At 70.1% G+C, this 20367-nt stretch carries 16 protein-coding genes; 7 read left to right on the forward strand and 9 right to left on the reverse strand.

Translation table 11 applies throughout. The annotated features are described in order from the left end of the window. Positions 1-95: 95 nt before the first annotated feature. Positions 96-791, reverse strand: coding sequence for an HAD family hydrolase (locus ACIA8X_RS22485; RefSeq protein ID WP_393457675.1), 696 nt, complete (start codon positions 789-791; stop codon positions 96-98). A 216-nt stretch (positions 792-1007) separates the two neighbouring features. Continuing rightward, a complete protein-coding gene (metH, locus tag ACIA8X_RS22490) occupies positions 1008-4523 on the reverse strand; it encodes a methionine synthase (protein WP_393457678.1) in 3516 nt (1171 codons plus the stop codon). A gap of 304 nt (positions 4524-4827) precedes the next feature. On the opposite strand from metH, the gene ACIA8X_RS22495 reads away from it, so the two are divergent. The 4 genes from ACIA8X_RS22495 to ACIA8X_RS22510 all read left to right on the forward strand — a co-directional run bounded on the left by ACIA8X_RS22495 (position 4828) and on the right by ACIA8X_RS22510 (position 10010). Continuing rightward, positions 4828-5592 carry an IclR family transcriptional regulator gene (locus ACIA8X_RS22495; protein ID WP_093911086.1) on the forward strand — a complete coding sequence of 255 codons (765 nt, stop codon included), beginning with the start codon at positions 4828-4830 and terminating at the stop codon, positions 5590-5592. Between the two features lie 319 nt (positions 5593-5911). Continuing rightward, a complete protein-coding gene (locus ACIA8X_RS22500; RefSeq protein ID WP_093911085.1) occupies positions 5912-6706 on the forward strand; it encodes an MIP/aquaporin family protein in 795 nt (264 codons plus the stop codon). 96 nt (positions 6707-6802) lie between these two features. Then, entirely contained in the window at positions 6803-8344 is a 1542-nt protein-coding gene (gene glpK, locus ACIA8X_RS22505; RefSeq protein ID WP_393457683.1) for a glycerol kinase GlpK, read from the forward strand. 49 nt (positions 8345-8393) lie between these two features. Continuing rightward, positions 8394-10010, forward strand: coding sequence for an FAD-dependent oxidoreductase (locus ACIA8X_RS22510; protein ID WP_393457686.1), 1617 nt, complete (start codon positions 8394-8396; stop codon positions 10008-10010). A 258-nt stretch (positions 10011-10268) separates the two neighbouring features. Here the strand turns inward: ACIA8X_RS22510 and mtnK are convergent, their stop codons facing one another. From mtnK to ACIA8X_RS22530, 4 genes are read right to left on the reverse strand one after another with little or no spacing between them, the layout of a single operon-like run. Next, positions 10269-11438: an S-methyl-5-thioribose kinase gene (mtnK, locus tag ACIA8X_RS22515; protein WP_399458949.1), complete on the reverse strand. Its 1170-nt coding sequence runs from the start codon at positions 11436-11438 to the stop codon at positions 10269-10271. 21 nt (positions 11439-11459) lie between these two features. Then, on the reverse strand, positions 11460-12506 hold the full coding sequence (locus ACIA8X_RS22520; RefSeq protein WP_393457692.1) for an ABC transporter permease: 1047 nt from the start codon (positions 12504-12506) through the stop codon (positions 11460-11462). A gap of 37 nt (positions 12507-12543) precedes the next feature. Further along, entirely contained in the window at positions 12544-14088 is a 1545-nt protein-coding gene (locus ACIA8X_RS22525) for a sugar ABC transporter ATP-binding protein (RefSeq protein ID WP_399458950.1), read from the reverse strand. Next, positions 14075-15172: a substrate-binding domain-containing protein gene (locus ACIA8X_RS22530; RefSeq protein ID WP_393457698.1), complete on the reverse strand. Its 1098-nt coding sequence runs from the start codon at positions 15170-15172 to the stop codon at positions 14075-14077. Before ACIA8X_RS22530 ends, ACIA8X_RS22525 begins: the two co-directional genes overlap by 14 nt. Before the next feature lie 566 nt (positions 15173-15738). Between ACIA8X_RS22530 and ACIA8X_RS22535 the strand changes: the two genes are divergently transcribed. From ACIA8X_RS22535 to mtnB, 3 genes are read left to right on the forward strand one after another with little or no spacing between them, the layout of a single operon-like run. Continuing rightward, the gene (locus ACIA8X_RS22535; protein WP_393457701.1) at positions 15739-16338 is read left to right on the forward strand and encodes an acireductone dioxygenase; all 600 of its coding nucleotides are present in this window, start codon (positions 15739-15741) and stop codon (positions 16336-16338) included. Next, the gene (mtnC, locus tag ACIA8X_RS22540; protein WP_399458951.1) at positions 16335-17069 is read left to right on the forward strand and encodes an acireductone synthase; all 735 of its coding nucleotides are present in this window, start codon (positions 16335-16337) and stop codon (positions 17067-17069) included. The genes ACIA8X_RS22535 and mtnC overlap by 4 nt, the downstream gene beginning before the upstream one ends. Further along, complete coding sequence (mtnB, locus tag ACIA8X_RS22545) at positions 17066-17674, forward strand: methylthioribulose 1-phosphate dehydratase (protein ID WP_093911077.1); 609 nt, start codon at positions 17066-17068, stop codon at positions 17672-17674. The genes mtnC and mtnB overlap by 4 nt, the downstream gene beginning before the upstream one ends. A gap of 139 nt (positions 17675-17813) precedes the next feature. On the opposite strand, the gene ACIA8X_RS22550 is transcribed toward mtnB, so the two are convergent. From ACIA8X_RS22550 to mtnA, 3 genes are all read right to left on the reverse strand, one after another. After that, entirely contained in the window at positions 17814-18701 is an 888-nt protein-coding gene (locus ACIA8X_RS22550) for a TIGR03620 family F420-dependent LLM class oxidoreductase (RefSeq protein WP_399458952.1), read from the reverse strand. A gap of 84 nt (positions 18702-18785) precedes the next feature. After that, entirely contained in the window at positions 18786-19118 is a 333-nt protein-coding gene (locus tag ACIA8X_RS22555) for an ArsR/SmtB family transcription factor (protein ID WP_393457710.1), read from the reverse strand. A 70-nt stretch (positions 19119-19188) separates the two neighbouring features. Further along, on the reverse strand, positions 19189-20220 hold the full coding sequence (mtnA, locus tag ACIA8X_RS22560) for an S-methyl-5-thioribose-1-phosphate isomerase (protein ID WP_393457713.1): 1032 nt from the start codon (positions 20218-20220) through the stop codon (positions 19189-19191). Positions 20221-20367 lie beyond the last annotated feature (147 nt).

Genomic DNA, 20367 nt, shown 5'->3' on the forward strand with positions numbered 1-20367 from the left:
GCCGGAATTCAGCCTTCCAGCACATTCGAATTTCCTTGCGGAATTCCCCGCTATCGATGCTGCACGCTGCGTGAACGGCATGCGCATTTCCGTTGTCACGCCACCATCAGACCGCGCAGAAATGCCAGATCGACCTCTTCAAGCGACGTCACCACGGTGCGCCGGGCGGCCGGGGCGATCGGTGCCACCGAGGGCACGGCCACCACATGGCAGCCCGCCGCCTCGGCCGCGGCGACGCCGGTCGCCGTGTCCTCGACGACCGCGCAGCGGGCCGGGTCGGCGCCGAGTCCCGCCGCGGCCAACAGGTACGGGTCCGGGTGCGGCTTGGTGCGCACCACCTCGTCACCGGCGACGGTCAGCGCGAAGTGCTGGGGGCCGAGCGCGGTGAGCACACGGTCGATGATGCGCCGGTGCGAGGCGGAGACCAGGGCCGTGGGGATCTCGTACTCGGCCAGCTCGGCCAGCAGCCGGGCGGCTCCCGGCATCAGCGGCAGGGCGCGGTCGATGCGGTCCTCGAAGCCCTCGTTCAGCAGCACCGTGAGCTCGGCGAGGGTGATGTCGGCGCCGGTGGCCTCGATCAGGAACCCCGCGCTGCGGCTCATGGGGCCGCCGACCACGACATGGCGCCAGGTCTCGTCGAGGGTACGACCGAGGCCGGCGAAGACCTCGACCTCGACGTCCCACCAGAAGCCCTCGGTGTCCACCAGGGTTCCGTCCATGTCGAGGAGGACGGCTTGCAGGGCTGAGCCTTCGGCCGTACGGGTTGCTCGCGCGGGGACCGTGCTGGTCATCCACGTACCTCCTTGAAGGGGCGATCAGGCCGGTTCCCAGCAAGGGAACCGGCCTGCGGTGGACCGACCAGTGTACGTCCGTCCCGGCCGAAGTGCCTCGTTTATTCGGCGTGGCCCCGGGCACACCCTGAATTCCGCCAGGGGACGCTCTGACGTGCGCCGATGGGCATGCGCCGAACGGCCTAACACGGCCCCGGGCGGATTCTTCAGCGGGTGTCAGCGGGCGTTGAAGTACTTCGCCTCGGGGTGGTGGATCACGATGGCGTCCGTGGACTGCTCGGGGTGCAGCTGGAACTCCTCGGAGAGGTGGACGCCGATGCGCTCCGGCTGGAGCAGGTCGGCGATCTTGGCACGGTCCTCCAGGTTCGGGCAGGCACCGTAGCCGAGGGAGAAGCGGGCGCCCCGGTACTTCAGCGAGAACATGTCCTCGATGTCGGCAGGATCCTCACCGGCGAAGCCCAGCTCACTGCGCACGCGCGCGTGCCAGTACTCGGCGAGGGCCTCGGCCAGCTGGACGGACAGGCCGTGCAGTTCGAGGTAGTCGCGGTAGGCGTTGGCCTCGAACATGCGGGCCGTCTCCTCCCCGATCCGCGAGCCCACGGTGACGACCTGGAGGCCGACGACGTCGGTCTCGCCCGACTCCTGCGGGCGGAAGAAGTCCGCGAGGCACAGGCGGCGTCCGCGGCGCTGGCGCGGGAAGGTGAAGCGGGTGCGTTCGTTGCCGTGTTCGTCCAGCAGGATCAGGTCGTCGTCCTTGGAGACGCACGGGAAGTAGCCGTAGACCACGGCCGCCTCCAGGAGGTTGTCCGTCTGGAGCTTGTCGAGCAGACCGCGCAGCCGCGGGCGGCCCTCGGTCTCGACGAGTTCCTGGTACGACGGACCGTCTCCGGCGCGGCTCTCCTTCAGGCCCCACTGGCCCTTGAAGAGGGCACCCTCGTCGAGCCAGGAGGCGTACTCCTTGAGCTGGATGCCCTTGATGACGCGGGTGCCGCGGAACGGCGGCTCGGGGACCGGGTTGTCGGTGGCGACGTCGGAGCGGACGTGGCCCTCCTCGGGGCGTTCCTCCACCGCGACGGCGGAAGTCGCGCGCACCCGGCGCTGCTTGAGGTCGGGCAGCTTCACACCCGGCACACCGCGCTTGACGCCGATCAGCGCGTCCATCAGGCGCAGGCCCTCGAACGCGTCCCGCGCGTAGCGGACTTCGCCCTCGTACAGCTCGTGCAGGTCCTGCTCGACATAGGCGCGGGTGAGGGCCGCGCCGCCGAGGATGACCGGGTAGTTCGCCGCCAGGCCGCGCTGGTTGAGCTCCTCCAGGTTCTCCTTCATGATCACCGTGGACTTCACCAGCAGCCCGGACATGCCGATCACATCCGCCCGGTGCTCCTCGGCGGCCTCCAGGATCGCCGAGACCGGCTGCTTGATGCCCAGATTGACCACGTTGTAGCCGTTGTTGGACAGGATGATGTCGACGAGGTTCTTGCCGATGTCGTGCACGTCCCCGCGCACCGTGGCCAGCACGATGGTGCCCTTGCCGTCCGCGTCCGTCTTCTCCATGTGCGGTTCGAGGTAGGCGACGGCCGTCTTCATGACCTCGGCGGACTGCAGCACGAACGGCAGCTGCATCTGGCCGGAACCGAACAGCTCACCGACGACCTTCATGCCGTCCAGCAGCGTCTCGTTGACGATGTCCAGTGCCGAACGGGTCTGCAGGGCGTCGTCGAGGTCGGTCTCCAGGCCGTTCTTCTCCCCGTCGATGATCCGCCGCTTGAGGCGCTCCTCCAGCGGGAGGGCGGCGAGTTCCTCGGCCTTGCCCGCCTTCAGCGACTTCGCCGTGGCGCCCTCGAACAGCGCCATCAGCTTCTGCAGCGGGTCATAGCCCTCACTGCGGCGGTCGTAGATCAGATCCAGGGCCGTGGTGACCTGCTCCTCGTCGAAGCGCGCGATCGGCAGGATCTTCGACGCGTGCACGATCGCCGAGTCCAGACCCGCCTTCACACACTCGTCCAGGAACACCGAGTTGAGCAGGATGCGGGCGGCCGGGTTCAGGCCGAAGGAGATGTTCGACAGGCCGAGGGTGGTCTGGACGTCGGGGCGGCGGCGCTTGAGTTCGCGGATCGCCTCGATGGTGGCGATGCCGTCGCCCCGGGATTCCTCCTGGCCGGTGCAGATGGTGAAGGTCAGGGTGTCGATGAGGATGTCCGACTCGTGGATGCCCCAGTTGCCGGTGAGGTCGTCGATGAGCCGTTCGGCGATCTCGACCTTCTTCTGCGGGCTGCGGGCCTGGCCCTCCTCGTCGATGGTCAGCGCGATCAGCGCGGCGCCGTGTTCCTGGGCGAGCTTGGTGACCTTCGCGAACCGCGACTCGGGGCCGTCGCCGTCCTCGTAGTTGACGGAGTTGATGACCGCGCGGCCGCCGAGCTTTTCCAGGCCGGCCTGGATGACGTCTACCTCGGTGGAGTCCAGCACGATCGGCAGGGTCGAGGCGGTGGCGAAGCGGCCCGCGAGCTCCTCCATGTCCGCCACACCGTCGCGGCCGACGTAGTCCACGCACAGGTCCAGCATGTGCGCGCCCTCGCGGATCTGGTCGCGGGCCATCTCCACACAGTCGTCCCAGCGGGCCTCCAGCATCGCCTCACGGAACTTCTTCGACCCGTTCGCGTTCGTCCGCTCACCGATCGCCATGTACGCGGTGTCCTGACGGAACGGGACCGTCTGGTACAGCGAGGCGGCGCCGGGCTCGGGGCGCGGGTCGCGCTCGGAGGGCGTGAGGTCGCGGACGCGGTCGACGACCTGGCGCAGGTGCTCGGGGGTCGTGCCGCAGCAGCCGCCGATCAGGGAGAGGCCGTAGTCGCGGACGAAGTTCTCCTGCGCGTCGGCCAGCTCCGGTGCGGTCAGCGGGTAGTGCGCGCCGTCCTTGGTCAGCACCGGCAGGCCCGCGTTGGGCATGCAGGACAGCTGGATGCGGGAGTGCCGGGCGAGGTAGCGCAGGTGCTCGCTCATCTCGGCCGGGCCGGTCGCGCAGTTGAGGCCGATCATGTCGATGCCGAGCGGCTCCAGCGCGGTCAGCGCGGCGCCGATCTCGGAGCCGAGCAGCATCGTGCCGGTCGTCTCCACGGTCACCGACACGATCAGCGGGACGTCGTACCCGGCCGTCTCCATCGCCCGGCGGGCGGCGAGGACGGACGCCTTGGTCTGCAGCAGGTCCTGGGTGGTCTCCACCAGGAGCGCGTCGGCGCCGCCGGCCAGCAGGCCCTCGGCGTTCTGCTGGTAGGCGTCGCGGATGGCGCCGAAGGTCGTGTGACCGAGCGTGGGCAGCTTGGTGCCCGGGCCGATCGAGCCGAGCACCCAGCGCTGCCGCCCGTCGCGGGCGGCGTACTCGTCGGCCGTCTCGCGGGCGATACGGGCGCCGGACTCGGACAGCTCGACGATGCGCTCGGGGATGTCGTACTCGCCCAGCGCGGTGAGATTCGCGCCGAAGGTGTTCGTCTCGACGCAGTCGACACCCGCGTCGAAATACTCGGAGTGCACCGAGCGGACGATGTCCGGGCGGGTCACGTTCAGGACCTCGTTGCAGCCCTCGAGCTGCTGGAAGTCCTCCAGTGTGGGCTCCTGTGCCTGGAGCATGGTGCCCATCGCTCCGTCGGCGACCACCACACGGGTGGCGAGCGCCTCGCGGAGGGCGGACGCACGGGTCCGGCTGTCGGCGGAAGGGGTCGTTGGCAACGAGGCCATGTAAGGGCTCCCTGGAGTGCGACGGCTGTCGGCTTTGCGCCCTCGTGGGACTTTTCCACAGCGGGCGCACGCCGTCAGCGTAGCCGGGACCGCTCTCGGATGGTCAGGGGCGTCCACGGGGCGGGACGGGAGGGACGAGGATGTCCGGTAGGCCGACTGCCGAATACGGGTGACACAACAGCAGCGGACGGATACCGACGGACCATTAGCGGGAGGTCGGCATCGACCGGTAGTGTTCGACATTGCCGAACGGCGGCAGCGACGTCGCGGGTCGACGGTCGAAGGGGACGGAGGCAGCACGGCGATGGCACGGAACATCCAGTCGCTCGAACGGGCGGCCGCGATGCTGCGGCTCCTCGCGGGCGGCGAGCGACGCCTCGGCCTGTCGGACATCGCCTCCTCGCTGGGCCTCGCCAAGGGCACGGCCCACGGGATTCTGCGCACCCTCCAGCAGGAGGGCTTCGTCGAGCAGGACGACGCCTCCGGGCGCTACCAGCTGGGCGCCGAGCTGCTGCGCCTGGGCACCACCTATCTGGACGTGCACGAGCTGCGGGCGCGCGCCCTGGTGTGGACGGACGACCTGGCCCGCTCCAGCGGGGAGAGCGTCTACCTGGGCGTCCTGCACCAACAGGGCGTGCTGATCGTCCACCACGTCTTCCGCCCCGACGACAGCCGGCAGGTGCTGGAGATCGGGGCCATGCAGCCGCTGCACTCCACGGCCCTGGGCAAGGTGCTGTCGGCGTACGACCCGGTCGCGCACAGCGAGGCGATCGAGGCCGACCGCAAGGCCTTCACGGACCGCACCGTGTGCGAGCTGGACGCCTTCGAGCACATCCTCGACATGACACGCGCGCGTGGCTACGCCGCCGACGTCGAGGAGACCTGGGAGGGCGTCGCCTCGGTCGCCGCCCCCATCCACGACCGGCGCCGTATGCCCGTGGGCGCGGTCGGCATCACCGGCGCCGTGGAGCGGCTGGGCCGGGACGGCGAGCTGCGTCATGAGCTGATCGCGGCGGTACGGGACTGTGCCCGCGCGGTGTCGCGGGATCTGGGCGCCGGACGGTTCTGAGGGCCCTCACGGGACGAAAGCGGTTGCCGGGACGTCGTGGACGTTCCGGCCTTCTCCATGAGTCGGCAACGCCATGGCCATGTCGATAAATCAACACAACCAACAACGATCGCGCATTCAACGACACGACTCTTGACGCACACGTGACGCCGGAGCAAGACTCCCGTCCATCGGTCGGCATTGTCGAACAGCTACCGGCAATACACGCTAGAGTGTGACAACGCCAAGGACCGTCATCGCCCTCACCCCCGAGGGCAACGCGAACCACCGGTGGGACCCGGGGTTCGGCTTCCCTGGACGAAGGACAAAGGAGTCGCGGGTGTCCAGCTCCGACATCTTCATCGGCGAGACCATCGGTACCGCCATACTCATCCTGCTCGGCGGCGGCGTCTGCGCGGCCGTCACGCTGAAGGCCTCCAAGGCCCGCAACGCCGGCTGGCTCGCCATCACCTTCGGGTGGGGCTTCGCAGTGCTCACGGCGGTCTACACCTCGGCACCGCTGTCCGGTGCCCACCTGAACCCGGCCGTGACGGTCGCGCTCGCGATCAAGGACAACGACTGGAGCAACGTTCCGACGTACTTCGCCGGACAGTTCCTCGGCGCCATGATCGGTGCCGCTCTGGTCTGGGTCGCCTACTACGGCCAGTTCCACGCGCACCTCACCGACAAGGAGATCGTCGGCGGCCCGGGCGCGCAGGCCACCGCGGCCAAGGCGGTCGAGGCACAGGAGAAGGGCGCCGGCCCGGTCCTGGGCATCTTCTCCACCGGTCCCGAGATCCGGAACGTGGTGCAGAACCTCGCCACGGAGATCATCGGCACCGTCGTGCTGGTCCTCGCGGTCCTCACCCAGGGCCTGAACGACAGCGGCAAGGGCCTGGGCACCCTGGGCGCCCTGATCACCGCACTCGTCGTCGTCTCGATCGGTCTGTCCCTCGGCGGCCCGACCGGCTACGCGATCAACCCGGCCCGTGACCTCGGCCCGCGTATCGTGCACGCTCTTCTGCCCCTGCCCAACAAGGGCGGCTCCGACTGGGGCTACGCCTGGATCCCGGTGGTCGGTCCGCTGATCGGCGGCGCCATCGCTGCAGGCATCTACAACGTCGCTTTTGCTTAGGAGTACGAGCTTCACCCGTTCGAGTGAGAAGCACCGAAACTCTCAGCACGCGCCGTACGTAAAGCCCCATAACCACGGAACTTCCAGGAGCACACAGTGACCGACGCGCACACCGCCGGCCCCTTCATCGCCGCCATCGACCAGGGCACCACCTCCAGCCGCTGCATCGTCTTCGACCGGGACGGCCGTATCGTCTCCGTCGACCAGAAGGAGCACGAGCAGATCTTCCCGAAGCCGGGCTGGGTCGAGCACAACGCCACCGAGATCTGGACCAACGTCCAGGAGGTCGTCGCCGGAGCGATCGCCAAGGCCGGCATCACGCGTGACGACATCAAGGCCATCGGCATCACCAACCAGCGCGAGACCACCGTGCTGTGGGACAAGAACACCGGTGAGCCCGTCCACAACGCCATCGTCTGGCAGGACACCCGCACCGACGCGCTCTGCAAGGAGCTCGGCCGCAACGTCGGCCAGGACCGCTTCCGCCGCGAGACCGGCCTTCCCCTCGCCTCCTACTTCGCCGGTCCGAAGGCCCGCTGGCTGCTGGACAACGTCGAGGGCCTCAAGGAGCGCGCCGAGGCCGGTGACATCCTCTTCGGCACCATGGACACCTGGGTCATCTGGAACCTGACCGGCGGTGTCAACGGCGGCAAGCACGTCACCGACGTCACCAACGCCTCCCGCACCATGCTGATGAACCTCCACACCATGGAGTGGGACGACAAGATCGCCGAGTCGATCGGCGTGCCGCTGCAGATCCTGCCGGAGATCCGCTCCTCCGCCGAGGTCTACGGCGAGGTCACCGGCGGCAAGCTGGGCGACCTGCTCGGCGGCATCCCGGTCGCCTCGGCGCTCGGCGACCAGCAGGCGGCCCTGTTCGGCCAGACCTGTTTCTCCGAGGGCGAGGTCAAGTCGACGTACGGCACCGGCACCTTCATGGTGATGAACACCGGTGACAAGATCATCAACTCGTACGCGGGCCTGCTGACCACGGTCGGCTACAAGATCGGCGACCAGCCGACGGTGTACGCCCTCGAGGGTTCGATCGCCGTCACCGGCTCGCTGGTGCAGTGGATGCGCGACCAGATGGGCCTGATCTCCACCGCCGCCGAGATCGAGACGCTCGCGCTCTCGGTCGAGGACAACGGCGGCGCCTACTTCGTACCGGCCTTCTCCGGCCTGTTCGCCCCGCACTGGCGCTCCGACGCCCGCGGTGTGATCGCCGGCCTGACCCGGTACGTCACCAAGGCGCACCTCGCGCGTGCCGTCCTGGAGGCGACCGCGTGGCAGACGCGGGAGATCGCCGACGCCATGGTCAAGGACTCCGGCGACGAGCTGGTGGCCCTGAAGGTCGACGGCGGCATGACCTCCAACAACCTGCTGATGCAGACCCTCTCGGACGTCCTGGACGCACCCGTGGTGCGCCCGATGGTCGCCGAGACCACCTGCCTCGGCGCCGCCTACGCCGCCGGTCTCGCCGTCGGCTTCTGGTCCGGTACCGACGAACTGCGCTCCAACTGGCGCCGGGCCGCCGAGTGGACCCCCCACATGGACGCGGAGACCCGCGACCGTGAGTACAAGAACTGGCTCAAGGCCGTCGAGCGGACCATGGGCTGGATCGAGGACGACGAGAGCTGACCACAGCCCTCGCCAGCTCTCGAACTCTGATGAGGAGTAAGAACCCGAAATGACCAGTCAGACCACCCTGCAGTCCGTGCCTGCCCTCGGTACGCGCCCGGCCTCCGGCTCCAACCCGAGCCGCGCCGAGACCCGGGAGCAGCTCGCCAAGGCGTCGTACGACCTTCTCGTGATCGGCGGCGGCATCCTGGGCATCTCCACCGCCTGGCACGCCGCGCAGTCCGGCCTCAGGGTGGCTCTGGTCGACGCCGGTGACTTCGCCGGCGCCACCTCCTCCGCCTCCTCCAAGCTGCTCCACGGCGGTCTGCGCTACCTGCAGACCGGCGCGGTGAAGCTGGTGGCGGAGAACCACTTCGAGCGCCGTGCGGTCTCCCGCCAGGTGGCCCCCCACCTGGCGAACCCGCTCACGTTCTACCTCCCCGTGTACAAGGGCGGTCCGCACGGCGCCGCGAAGCTCGGGGCGGGCGTCTTCGCCTACTCCGCGCTGTCCGCCTTCGGCGACGGCGTCGGTCACCTCCTGTCCCCCGCCAAGGCGGCACAGGACGTGCCGGAGCTGCGCACCGACAACCTCAAGGCCGTGGCCGTCTACGGCGACGACCAGATGAACGACGCGCGCATGGCGCTGATGACGGTCCGCGGGGCCGTCGAGGCGGGCGCGGTCGTGCTCAACCACGCCGAGGTCACCGGCCTGCGCTTCACCAAGGGCCGGGTGACCGGCGCGGACCTCAAGGACCGCCTGTCCGGTGACGAGTTCGGGGTCAACGCCCGTCTCGTGCTCAACGCGACCGGCCCCTGGGTCGACCACCTGCGCAAGATGGAGGACCCGAACGCGGCGCCCTCGATCCGGCTGTCGAAGGGCGCGCACCTGGTCCTGAAGCGGACCGCGCCCTGGAAGGCCGCGCTCGCGACCCCGATCGACAAGTACCGCATCACCTTCGCCCTGCCCTGGGAGGACATGCTCCTGCTGGGCACCACGGACGAGGAGTTCGAGGGCGACCCGGCGGACGTCGCGGTCACCGAGAAGGACACGGCCCAGATACTCGACGAGGCCGCGTTCTCCATCCGGGACCAGCAGCTCGACCGGGACCTCATCACGTACGCCTTCGCGGGTCTGCGTGTGCTGCCCGGCGGCCCCGGCGACACCGCGAAGGCCAAGCGCGAGACGGTCGTGACCGAGGGCACCGGCGGCATGCTGTCCGTCGCGGGCGGCAAGTGGACGACCTTCCGGCACATCGGCCGCACGATCATGAAGAAGCTGGAGGCGCTGCCGGGCCACCCGCTGGGCGACGACTTCGAGCCGATCGCCTCGCTGCCGAAGAAGCTGCCGCTGCCGGGCATCGCCAACCCGCGCGCGGTCGCGCACCGTCTGCTGACCGACCGCCCGGCGCCGGGCCCGCGCATGGCGGCGGACACGGCGAAGCACCTGGCGACCCACTACGGCTCCCTGGCCTTCGACATCGCCCGCCTCGCCAACGAGAACCCGGAGCTGGGCGAGCGCGTCCACCCGGACGCCCCGGAGATCTGGGCCCAGGTCGTCTACGCCCGGGACAACGAGTGGGCCGAGACGCAGGACGACGTGCTGCGCCGCCGTACGACGTTGACGATCCGGGGTCTGGCCTCGGACGACGTGCGGGCGAAGGTGCAGGACCTGCTCGACAAGAAGTGACCTCGGTCGCGCCGAGGGAGGGTTTCGCCGGATGAGCCTCCCTCGGCGCAGGGTTCGGCCACTCCCCTGACCGGGCCGGACCGCACGAGGGCGGCCCCGTTTCTTCCGCACCGGGGCCGGCCACCACCGGAAGGGGCGGCTCCATGCCGACGGAGCCGCCCCTTTCGTATGCCGGTGCGTTGTGTTTCGTCTGCGGGTCGGTGGGGGCTGGTCGCGCCCACGCGGCGGAGCCGCAAATTGATACAGCCCCGCGCCCCTTCAGGTTGGCTGCACTACCGCCCGTACAGCGTTCGGGTTGCCCAACTCATCGCGGCGGACGATCAGTTCGCGCCCGATCACCAGGGCCCTGCGGGACGCCGGCACCGGGTCCGGCAGCGTCGTCAGGTCCGTCAGGTGGGCGAAGCCGATGATGCGGCGGATGATCTCCGTGCCGGCGAAACCGAGGGACTCCGTCCACACGCGGCGCAGGAAGCGGTCGAGGTAGGCGTCGTCGAAGAACGTGTCGACGCGGGTCGGCCACAGGCGCCGGAACTCCGTCTCGAATGCCTCCCAGGACAGGCGGAGTTGGTCCGCGTGGTCGGACGATGCGCCGAGGGCACGCGCGCGCTCCTCCGACACCAGCGCGTTGGCCCAGTACAGGCCGAGGTCGTAGCCGATCGGGCCGACGAAGGAGAACTCCGGGTCGAAGACCCGTACCACGTACGCGCCTTCACGCTGGCCGACCATGATGCTGCCCGTGTGCAGGTCGCCGTGGAGGAGGGCCTGGGCGCTGGTCATGAAGGTGTGACGGAGGTCGGCGACCTCGGTGCGCAGGCGGGCGTCGGCGCGGAGCTCCGCCGCCAGGTCGTCCAGGCCCTCGTGCCAGTGGTTGTGCTCGTGCTCGATGTACGGCTCGGACAGGACCACGTCCTCGGTGATCTTGCACAGCTCAGGGCTGACGGAGGCGGCGATCAGGGCCTTGCGGTCGGCCGACGGCATGCCGAAGTCGCTGGTGGCGAAGGAGAGCTGGGCAACGAACTCGCCGATCCTCGCCGAGATGTGGGGGCCGTACGACGCGCCGTCGTTCAGCAGGGTCCGCAGCACCTCCAGGTCGGACATGTCCTCCATGACGAGGGCGTAGTTCTCGGGGTCGTAGCCGTGGATCGCCGGGATCTTGTCCGGGGCGACCTTGGCGACCTGCTCGTACGCCCGTGCCTCCGCGTCGGCGCGGTCGGGGTTCATCGGCCAGGACGGCCCGGCGACGCGGACCCACGGCAGGGCCTGCTTGAGGGCGAGGCTGCGGGTGCCGTCGGCGGACGACGCGAGGAAGACGCGGTTCATGTTGCCGTCCGACACCTCGCGCACCCGGATGTCGTCCAGGTCCGCCCAGTGGCCCCGCTCGTGCAGGTAGCCGGGGATGTCGTCGGTCTCCAGGATGCGGTAGCCCATCGCAGAACTCCTCGAACTTCCTTATGCGCTACGGCGCTTGGACAGGGTGAAGCTGAAGACCAGGGCGAGGATGAGGACCGCGCCCTCGACGACGTCCTGGGTGTAGTACGGCAGGCCCTTGATGGTCAGGCCGGTGGTGATGATGCCGATCAGCACGGCGCCGAGGGCCGTGCCCCAGACGTTCGGGCGTCCTCGGCCGAGGACGGAGGTGCCGACAAGGGCCACCGCGACCGCCTCCAGCAGCTGCGAGGTGCCTGCGGACACGTCGCCCTGGCCGATGCGGGACGCCAGGATCAGGCCGCCGATGGAGGCGAGGACGCCGGAGAGGACGTAGGCGAGGGCCCGGTAGGCGCCGACGCGGATGCCGGCCAGGCGGGCGGCCTCGGGGTTGGCGCCGATGGCGTACAGGACGCGGCCCCAGCGGGTGCGGGCGAGGAAGACCCAGGCGACGATCGTCAGCGCGCCAAAGATCAGGACGGAGATGGGGATGCCCAGGACCGTGCCGCGGTCGATCTTCAAGAAGCCGTCGGTGAACTTGCCGGGCGCGGTGGTGCCGTCGGACCGGGTCATGCCGGGGGTGATGGACTGGCCGTCGACCAGGATGAGCTTGGTGCCCTGGATGACGAACATGGTGCCGAGGGTGGCCAGCATGTCGGGGATCTTCAGGACCACGATGAGCAGGGCGTTCAGCAGGCCGGCCAGCGCGCCCGCCGCGATCACCGCGAGGATCGCGACCGTGCCGACCTGGTTGAGGACGACCATCGTGTGGGCGGCGACCGAGACACCCAGTCCGGCCACCGCGCCGACCGACATGTCCATTCCGCCGACGGCCATGGTGAGGGTGACGCCGAGGCCGAGGATGGCGGCGACGGAGACGTAGCGGAGGGTGTCGAGGAGGGTCGCCGACTCGCGGAACGAGCCCTCGCTCAGCGCGAAGTACAGGAAGAGCGCGACCGTGACGAAGATGAACCCGTACTTGATGACGGCGTTCTGGACGCGCACGGCGGTGGAGGTCGCGGGCGGGATCGCCGCCTTGGTGGGGACCTCGGTGCTCTGGGTGATGGTCATGGGGTGCTTCCCTGGACTTCGTGGGGGCGGGCCGGCGTCAGACGGACGCCGAGATGGTCTGGATGACGCGGTCGCGTTCCGCGTCTTCGCCGTACGCGTCGAGGTGGACCTCACCGGCGGCCAGCACGACGACCCGGTCGGCGACCTCCAGCACCTCGTCGACGTCGGCGGACAGGACGAGGACGGCGGCCCCCTCGGCGGCCAGCGCCCGGGCGCGGCGGCCGATGTCGCGGCGGGCGCCGATGTCCACCCCCCGGAAGGGCTCGTCCAGGATGAGGACGCGAGGCTTCTGCGCGAGCCAGCGGCCGACGACCACCTTCTGCTGGTTGCCGCCGGACAGCTCCTCCACGGTGCTGTGCTCGTCGCGCGCGACGACGCCGAGGGCGTCGATGGTGTCGCGGCCGTGGCTGTCCTCCTTCGCCGTGTTGACGAGCCCGAGCCGGGACAGCGACTTCAGGAACGGCAGCGAGATGTTCTGGGCCAGCGACCAGCCGGGGACGAGGGCGTCGGCGTGCCGGTCCTCGGGGACCAGGTGCACGCCGGCCCGGATGGCGTCGGCGGGGCGACGGGGCTCGTAGGGCTTGCCGTCCAGCTCGACGGCGCCCGCGGTGAAGGGCTCGGCGCCGAACAGGCCGCGGGCCAGCTCGGTCTTGCCCGCGCCCAGCAGGCCGACGACGCCGGTGACTTCACCGGCGCGCAGGTCGAGGTCCAGGGGCGCCCGGCCCTCGAAGAGCCGCACGCCGCGCAGCGACAGGGCGACGTCCTCCGGCGCTTCGCCTCGCTCGCCCTCCCGGACCGGACGTGCCGTCGTCGCCTCCTGCGCCTGGGCGAGCATCGCGCGCAGGGCGGTGTCCCAGTCGAAGGGCTTGGCCTGGTCCTCGGTGAGACGCCCGTCCCGCAGGACGACCAGGCGGTCGGCGAGGGCGTCGATCTCGCCGAGGCGGTGGGAGACGTAGAGCACCGCGATGCCGTCGTCCCGCATCCGCTCGACGAGCGCGAAGAGCCGCTCCGCCTCGGCCGCCGACAGCGCCGACGTGGGCTCGTCGAGGATCAGCAGCCGGGGGCGGGTGGCCAGGGCGCGGGCCAGGATGAGCAACTGGCGGTCGGACACGCCGAGTTCGGTGACGTCACCGCGCAGCACCGCGTCACTCCAGTCGAGGCCGAGGGCAGCCTGGATCTCGCGGGCGCGGGCGAGCACGCGGCGTCCGCCCAGGAAGGGGTTGCCGCGCTGCTGTGCCAGTTCCTCGAAGACGAGGTTCTCGGCGACCGTGAGGCCGGGGACGATGCCCTCGCCGATGCGCTGGTGCACCGTCTGGATGCCCAGCTGGCGGGCGGCGAGCGGGGACTGGAGAGCCGCGGGCTCCCCGGCGACCCGCACTTCCCCGCTGTGGTCGGTGTGCACGCCCGACAGGATCTTGATCAGCGTGGACTTGCCGGCCCCGTTCGCGCCGAGCAGCGCGACCACGCTGCCCGGGGCGATGTCGAGGGAGACGGAGGCGAGGACCGTCTTGCCGCCGAAGGACTTGCCGACGTCCCGCAGGCTGACGGCCGCCTGAGCTTTACCGACGTCAGTGGGCGACATTCGCGATCCAGTCGGCGGTGCTGACACTGGCCAGGTTCAGCGCGGGCAGCGCCTTGCGCAGCTGGTCCATGTTCTCGATCTTCTTCTCGCGCAGGAAGTCCTGGGTGATGGCGACGGCCGGGAACTCGACGGAGGTCTTGTTCAGCTGACCGGCCAGCTCCAGGGCGGTCGTACGGACGACGGCGGCGCCGACGGCGGACGGGTCGGTGCCGGCCGTGGCGACCCACGGGCTGTCGGCGGCGGTCATGTTCTGGATGTCGGCGTTAGAGACGTCCGCGCCGAAGACCTTCACCTTGTCCTGGAGCTTCTTGTTCTGGACGGCCAGGACGGTGCCCTTGGCAAGCTCGTCGTAGGGCGCGAAGACGCCAACCACGTCGGAGTGCTGGGTGAGCGCGGCGGACACCAGCGGCACGTTGTCCGTCGCCGTGGAGTCGGTCACCTTGCCGACCTTGAACTCCTGCTTCCAGCCCTGGGCGTCGACCGTCGACTTCCAGACGCTGTCGCGCTTGTCGAGGGCGGCGTATCCGGCGACGTTGACGTAGCCGACCTTGGCGTCCTTGCCGACCTGCTTCGCCATCACGTCGAGGACGGCCTGCGCCATGCTCGCGTCGTTCTGCTTGGTGCTGACGACGCCCTTGGTGGAGGTCTCGACGTCATAGACGACGACCTTGATGCCCTTCTTCACGGCCTTGTCGATCTCCGGCTGGATGGTGGCCGGAAATCCGTGGTCGATGATGATGGCCTGCGCACCGGAGTTGATGGCCGAGGACAGGTCGGTGGCCTGCTTGGCGTTGTCGGCCTGGGCGTCGTACACGGTCAGGTCGATCCCGAGGGCCTTGGCCTGCGCCTTGGCGCCGTTGCCCCATTGCTCGAAGTAGTCGCCGGCGCCACTCTGCCGGACCAGGGCCACCTTGACGTCGCCCTTGCTGAAGGGGGCGGGCTTCTCTCCGGTGGCGGCCGCGGCCGAGGCGGCGGTGTTGCCCGAGTCCTTGGAGGCGTCCGTGGACTGGGAGCAGCCCGCGAGGAGGAGGCCGGAGACGGAGGCCAGGCTGAGCGCGGCAAGGGGCAGGCGGACACGGGACATGACGGGGCTCCAGGTGCGAGGAAAGGGCGGGGAGTTGCTCGACCCGGAGCGAGGGACACCGACGCGCGACCGGCCTGGGCGGCCGGGCGGGGCCCGTGCCGAGGCACGGCCGGTGGCGGGCGGCCCGCGAAACGCGGGCGCGTGAGGCTCCGGATGAGGTCAGCGACAGCTGGTTGTGGTCGACCGGAGCAAGTCCACGTACAGCCGCCGCACGAGCAGCAGCGTCTTCATACGGAGATCATGGGAACGATTTCAGCCATGCGTCAAAGCCATGGAAGCGGTTTCTCACCACGTGAGACAACGACTTCGTCACACCCGGTCGGCACGGCGACGGCGTCTCGACGGAGTTACGATCACGGGACCGGCACCCCGAACCGGCACAGTGAGGCCCTGATGACGACACCCCGCGCGACAGCGATGTGCATGCCCCGCATGCGGTGCTGTCCCGGCGCGCGGTGTCGTGGCTGACCGGCGCTGATCAGCCTTCCGCCGCTGCGCCCTTCCCGCCTCCCCCTCCGGGTGCTTGTCTCGGTACCCGGTCCCCTTCCAGCTCCAGGAGTTGCCCCATGACCCTGCTGACGACCTGGCCCGAGTCCGGGCCGGAGACCGTGACCCGCCGCACCTCGGACCCCGCCGAGATCGCCGAGGCCCTGAAGCCGCTGGGCGTGCGCTACGAGCAGTGGCCGGTCCGCGAGGACGTGCCGTTCGACGCCGACAGCGACACCGTGTTCGCCGCGTACGGCCCGGAGATCGACCGGCTCAACGCCGAGGAGGGCTTCACCACCGTCGACGTCCTGGGCCTGCACCCCAGCGACGACCCGGAGTTCCCGGCGAAGGCGAAGGCGGCCCGCGAGAAGTTCCTCCAGGAGCACACGCACGACGACGATGACGAGGTCCGCTTCTTCGTCTCCGGCTCCGGCATCTTCTACCTCCACGTGAACGGCGAGGTGCACGCGGTCTTCTGCGAGAAGGGCGACCTGCTGGGCGTGCCGCGCGGCACGACGCACTGGTTCGACATGGGCACGAAGCCGTCCTTCACCGCGATCCGCTTCTTCCACGAGGAGGACGGCTGGATCGGCAACTTCACCGGTTCCACCATCGCCACGAGCTTCCCGGACTACGACACGATCGCGGCCGGCTACGAGGCCGACAGGGCCGCCGCGTGAGCGTGCGGGACCTGACGTACGACGTGGACGCCGTGGTGCTCGACATCGAGGGCACCACGAGCGCCACCGGGTTCGTCGTCGACGTGCTGTACCCGTACTCGCGCTCACGGTTCGGCGCGCTGCTGGCCGAGCGGGGCGATGACCCGGAGGTGGCGCGGGCACTCGCCCAGGTGCGGGAGCTGACGGGCGATCCGCAGGCCGACGCGGAGGCGGTGGAGAAGACCCTGGGCGTCTGGCTGGACGAGGACCGCAAGGCGACACCGCTGAAGACCCTCCAGGGCATCATCTGGTCCGAGGGCTTCGCTCGCGGCGACCTCGTGTCGCACTTCTACGACGACGTCCTGCCGCGTCTGCGGGCGTGGCACACGGCGGGAGCACGGCTGTACGTCTACTCGTCGGGGTCGGTGGCGGCCCAGCGGGCATGGTTCACCAACAGCCCGGAGGGCGATCTGACGTCGCTCGTCTCGGGTCTGTACGACACCGAGAACGCGGGCCCCAAGCAGGAGCCGGAGTCGTACCGCCGTATCGCGGAGTCGACCGGCATCGCGCCCGCCCGTCTCCTCTTCCTCTCCGACCGCCCCGGCGAGCTGGACGCGGCCCGTGCGGCGGGCTGGCGTACGGTCGGCGTCCGGCGGCCCGGGGAGCCGTACTACGAGCAGGGCGTCGGCGACCACGCGCAGGCGGGGACGTTCGACGAGATCACCATCACCACCTCCGGGAGCAGCACGTGACCGCCGAGATCAGCCAAGTCGACCTGGAGAAGGCGGGTGCGGTGCTGGCCGCCGAGTCCGCCCGGTTCGCTTCCTTCGGGTGGATGCGGGGCACCTCCGGCAACCTGTCCGTGGTGCTGTCCCGCGACCCGCTGCGGCTCGCGGTCACGGCCAGCGGCCACGACAAGGGCGAACTGACGCCCGCGGACGTCGTACTGGTCGACGACCTGGGCGCCGCGGTGCACGGCGGCAAGCCGTCCGCCGAGGCGGAACTGCACGCGCGCGTGGCCGCGTTGACCGGTGCCGGGGCCGTGGTCCACGTGCACACGGTCGCGTCCGTGGCGATGGGGCGCCGTGAGCCCGGCGGCATCGTGTTCAAGGACGTGGAGATGCTCAAGGGCGTCGGCCAGCCCGCCCACGACGTGGAGGTGACCCTGCCGGTCATCGCCAACAGCCAGGACATGAAGGTCCTCGGCGACCGCCTGGAGGCCGCGCGCGACCCCCGTATGCCCGCGGTGGTCGTGGCCGGACACGGCCTGTACGTCTGGGGCGCCGACCCTCGCCAGGCCCGGCACCACACCGAAGTGGTGGAGTGGCTGCTGGAGTTGGAGCTGGCTCAGCGCTAGGCGCTCCGCTGGCTGTGTCGATATGCGGCTCCGCCGCGGGGCCGCGATATGCCGTCGATCGGCTGCGGCGCCATCGTGGCTGGGCGCGCAGTTCCCCGCGCCCCTTCAGGGGCGCGGCCGAACCGCAGCCAGTTTTGCTCTACGCGTCCGCGTCCCCCCGCCCGAGCAGCGCCTCCCCCAGCCGCCGCCAGTGCGGCATCGCGGAACCGCCCGGCTCCGTGCCGATGACCTGTACGGCGACGTGGTCGGCGCCCGCCTCGACGTGGGCGCGTAGCTTGTCCGCCACCGTGTCCACGTCCCCCCAGAACACGAGGTCGTCCACTAGCCGGTCGCTGCCGCCGTGCTCGATCTCGTCGTCCGAGTAGCCGAGGCGGCGGAACTTGGCGATGTTGTACGGGGTGTTGAGGTACGGGTCCAGGTGCTCGCGTGCCGTGGCGCGGGCCTTGTCGGGGTCCGGCTCGAAGAGCACCGGGTGCTCGACTCCGAGGAACACGTCGGGGCCGAGGATCTCCCTCGCCTGGGCGGTGTGGGCCGTGTTGACGTGGTAGGTGTGGGCGCCGGCGGAGCGGTCCCGGGCCAGGGCGAGCATCTTGGGGCCGTACGCGGCCAGGAGGCGGCGGAGCGGGGTCTGTGGCGCCGGGTTGGGTGACTCCTTCGTGAGCGTGTCCAGCTCGTCGAGGTACCCGGCCATTGCGGCCAGGGGCTTGACTCCCGGGCGTCGTACGCCGCCGAATCCCAGGCCCAGGACATGCCGTCCCGGGTAGGCGTCGGCCAGCAGAACGCTCGCGGCGTGGGTCGCGCTCGCCTCCCGCTGCCAGATCTGCGCGATGCCGTTGAGGACGTGCAGCCGCTCGGTGCAGGAGAGCAGATAGCCGGCCTGGGTGAGCGCCTCGCGCCCGCCGACCTCGGGGAACCACACCGCCCGCCATCCCTGTTGCTCCAGCTCCTGTACGGAGTCACGCACCTGCGCGGCCGGCTGGTGCTCGAAGTCGAAGGTGTAGATGCCGAAGGTGCCCAGTTTCCGCATGCCCGGATTCTCCATGCATCGAAATATCGCAGATTCTCGATATGAAACGCAACAGGCCAACCGTGTGAGCACATGCTCCAACCGCTAGAGCGTCCGCCCGAGTTGGGCCACCAGCTCGGCGATGCGCGCCTCGTCCCGCCTGTAGTGGGTCCACTTGCCCACCCGCGTCGCCCGCACCAGCCCCGCCCGGTGCAGCTCCGCCATGTACGCCGACACCGTCGACTGGGCCAGCCCGGCCTTGGCCTGGATGTGGCTCACACAGACGCCCACCTCGACGGGGTCCGCGATCGCCTCGTACTGGGAGAAGTGCCGCTCCGGCTCGCGCAGCCACACCAGCAGCTGCAACCGGACGGGGTTGGCCAGCGCCTTCAGGGCGCCGACCAGATCCGCATCCGGTGAGATCGCTGCGTCGGCCATGAGGTCGGAGTATAGGTCGGTGCCATGGCCCGCGGACTTCGGCACGGCCCCGGCAGCTCCCCCACGGATGTCAGCGCAGCCGCTCCCCCGGCAGCTCCCCCGCCGACACCTGAAGCACCCCGCGCTCGGTCACGAGCCCCGTGACCAGCCGCCCCGGCGTGACGTCGAACGCCGGGTTGTGGCCGCGCGACATGGCCGGGGCCGTGCGGACGCCGCCCCACTCCAGGACCTCGTCCTCGCCCCGGAGTTCGATGTGGATGTCGTCGCCGGTCTTCGTGGCCAGGTCGACGGTCGTCGTGGGTGCCGCCACCAGGAACGGGATACCGGCGTCCGCGCAGGCCAGGGCGACGCCCACGGTGCCGACCTTGTTCGCGGTGTCGCCGTTCGCGGCGATGCGGTCGGCGCCGACGATCGCCGCGTCGACCTCGCCGCGCAGGATGGTGCCGGCCGCCGCGCCGTCGGCCTGGACGTAGTGCGGGATGCCCTCCTGGGCCAGCTCCCAGGCGGTCAGGCGGGACCCCTGGAGCAGCGGGCGCGTCTCGTCGGCGTACACGACCTCCAGGCGGCCCCGCGCGTGCAGTTCCCGGATGACGCCGAGTGCCGTGCCCCATCCGGCGGTGGCGAGCGCGCCGGTGTTGCAGTGGGTGAGGATGCGCAACGGCCGCTCGACGCCGACGCGTTCGAGCAGCCAGTCGGCGCCGTACGCGCCCATGGCGCGGTTCGCCTCTATGTCCTCGCGCTGTACGGCGGCGGACTCGTCCAGGACGGCGTCGAGGCCCTCGTCGAAGCGGGTCATGACGCGGTCCACGCACACCATGAGGTTGACCGCGGTGGGCCGGGCCTCTCGGACCCGGGCCACGGCCGCGCGCACCTGGTCGGCCGACCAGCCCTCGCGCTCGCCCTGGAGCAGCGCGAGCGCGACGCCGTACGCGCCCGCCGCGCCGATCGCCGGAGCGCCCCGCACGACGAGGCGCTGGATCGCGTCGACCAGAGTGTCCACATCGCGGACATCCATCGTCTCGGTGCGCTGCGGAAGCAGGGTCTGGTCGATCAGCGCAAGGCTGTTTCCGGTCCAGTGGACGGCACGCAACTCCTGGGACATAAAGGACACTCCTGCTGCTCCTGTGGGTCTCGTCACGGTACATGACCTTGAAGAACCACAGTTCGAGACAGTCGGGCGGGTGTCCGAATGCTGGGTGTAAAGTCCACCCACCCGCAGCCGCCAGTCGAGACGAGGGAGGACGAGTGC

The sequence above is a fragment of the Streptomyces sp. NPDC051738 genome, assembly GCF_044453205.1.
Lineage (GTDB): Bacteria > Actinomycetota > Actinomycetes > Streptomycetales > Streptomycetaceae > Streptomyces.

Coding starts and splice junctions, on each gene's coding strand:
- ACIA8X_RS22485 (WP_393457675.1), bottom strand. CDS start 791: ATGACCAGCACGGTCCCCGCGCGAGCAACCCGTACGGCCGAAGGCTCA.
- metH (WP_393457678.1), bottom strand. CDS start 4,523: ATGGCCTCGTTGCCAACGACCCCTTCCGCCGACAGCCGGACCCGTGCG.
- ACIA8X_RS22495 (WP_093911086.1), top strand. CDS start 4,828: ATGGCACGGAACATCCAGTCGCTCGAACGGGCGGCCGCGATGCTGCGG.
- ACIA8X_RS22510 (WP_393457686.1), top strand. CDS start 8,394: ATGACCAGTCAGACCACCCTGCAGTCCGTGCCTGCCCTCGGTACGCGC.
- mtnK (WP_399458949.1), bottom strand. CDS start 11,438: ATGGGCTACCGCATCCTGGAGACCGACGACATCCCCGGCTACCTGCAC.
- ACIA8X_RS22520 (WP_393457692.1), bottom strand. CDS start 12,506: ATGACCATCACCCAGAGCACCGAGGTCCCCACCAAGGCGGCGATCCCG.
- ACIA8X_RS22525 (WP_399458950.1), bottom strand. CDS start 14,088: ATGTCGCCCACTGACGTCGGTAAAGCTCAGGCGGCCGTCAGCCTGCGG.
- ACIA8X_RS22530 (WP_393457698.1), bottom strand. CDS start 15,172: ATGTCCCGTGTCCGCCTGCCCCTTGCCGCGCTCAGCCTGGCCTCCGTC.
- ACIA8X_RS22535 (WP_393457701.1), top strand. CDS start 15,739: ATGACCCTGCTGACGACCTGGCCCGAGTCCGGGCCGGAGACCGTGACC.
- ACIA8X_RS22550 (WP_399458952.1), bottom strand. CDS start 18,701: ATGCGGAAACTGGGCACCTTCGGCATCTACACCTTCGACTTCGAGCAC.
- ACIA8X_RS22555 (WP_393457710.1), bottom strand. CDS start 19,118: ATGGCCGACGCAGCGATCTCACCGGATGCGGATCTGGTCGGCGCCCTG.
- mtnA (WP_393457713.1), bottom strand. CDS start 20,220: ATGTCCCAGGAGTTGCGTGCCGTCCACTGGACCGGAAACAGCCTTGCG.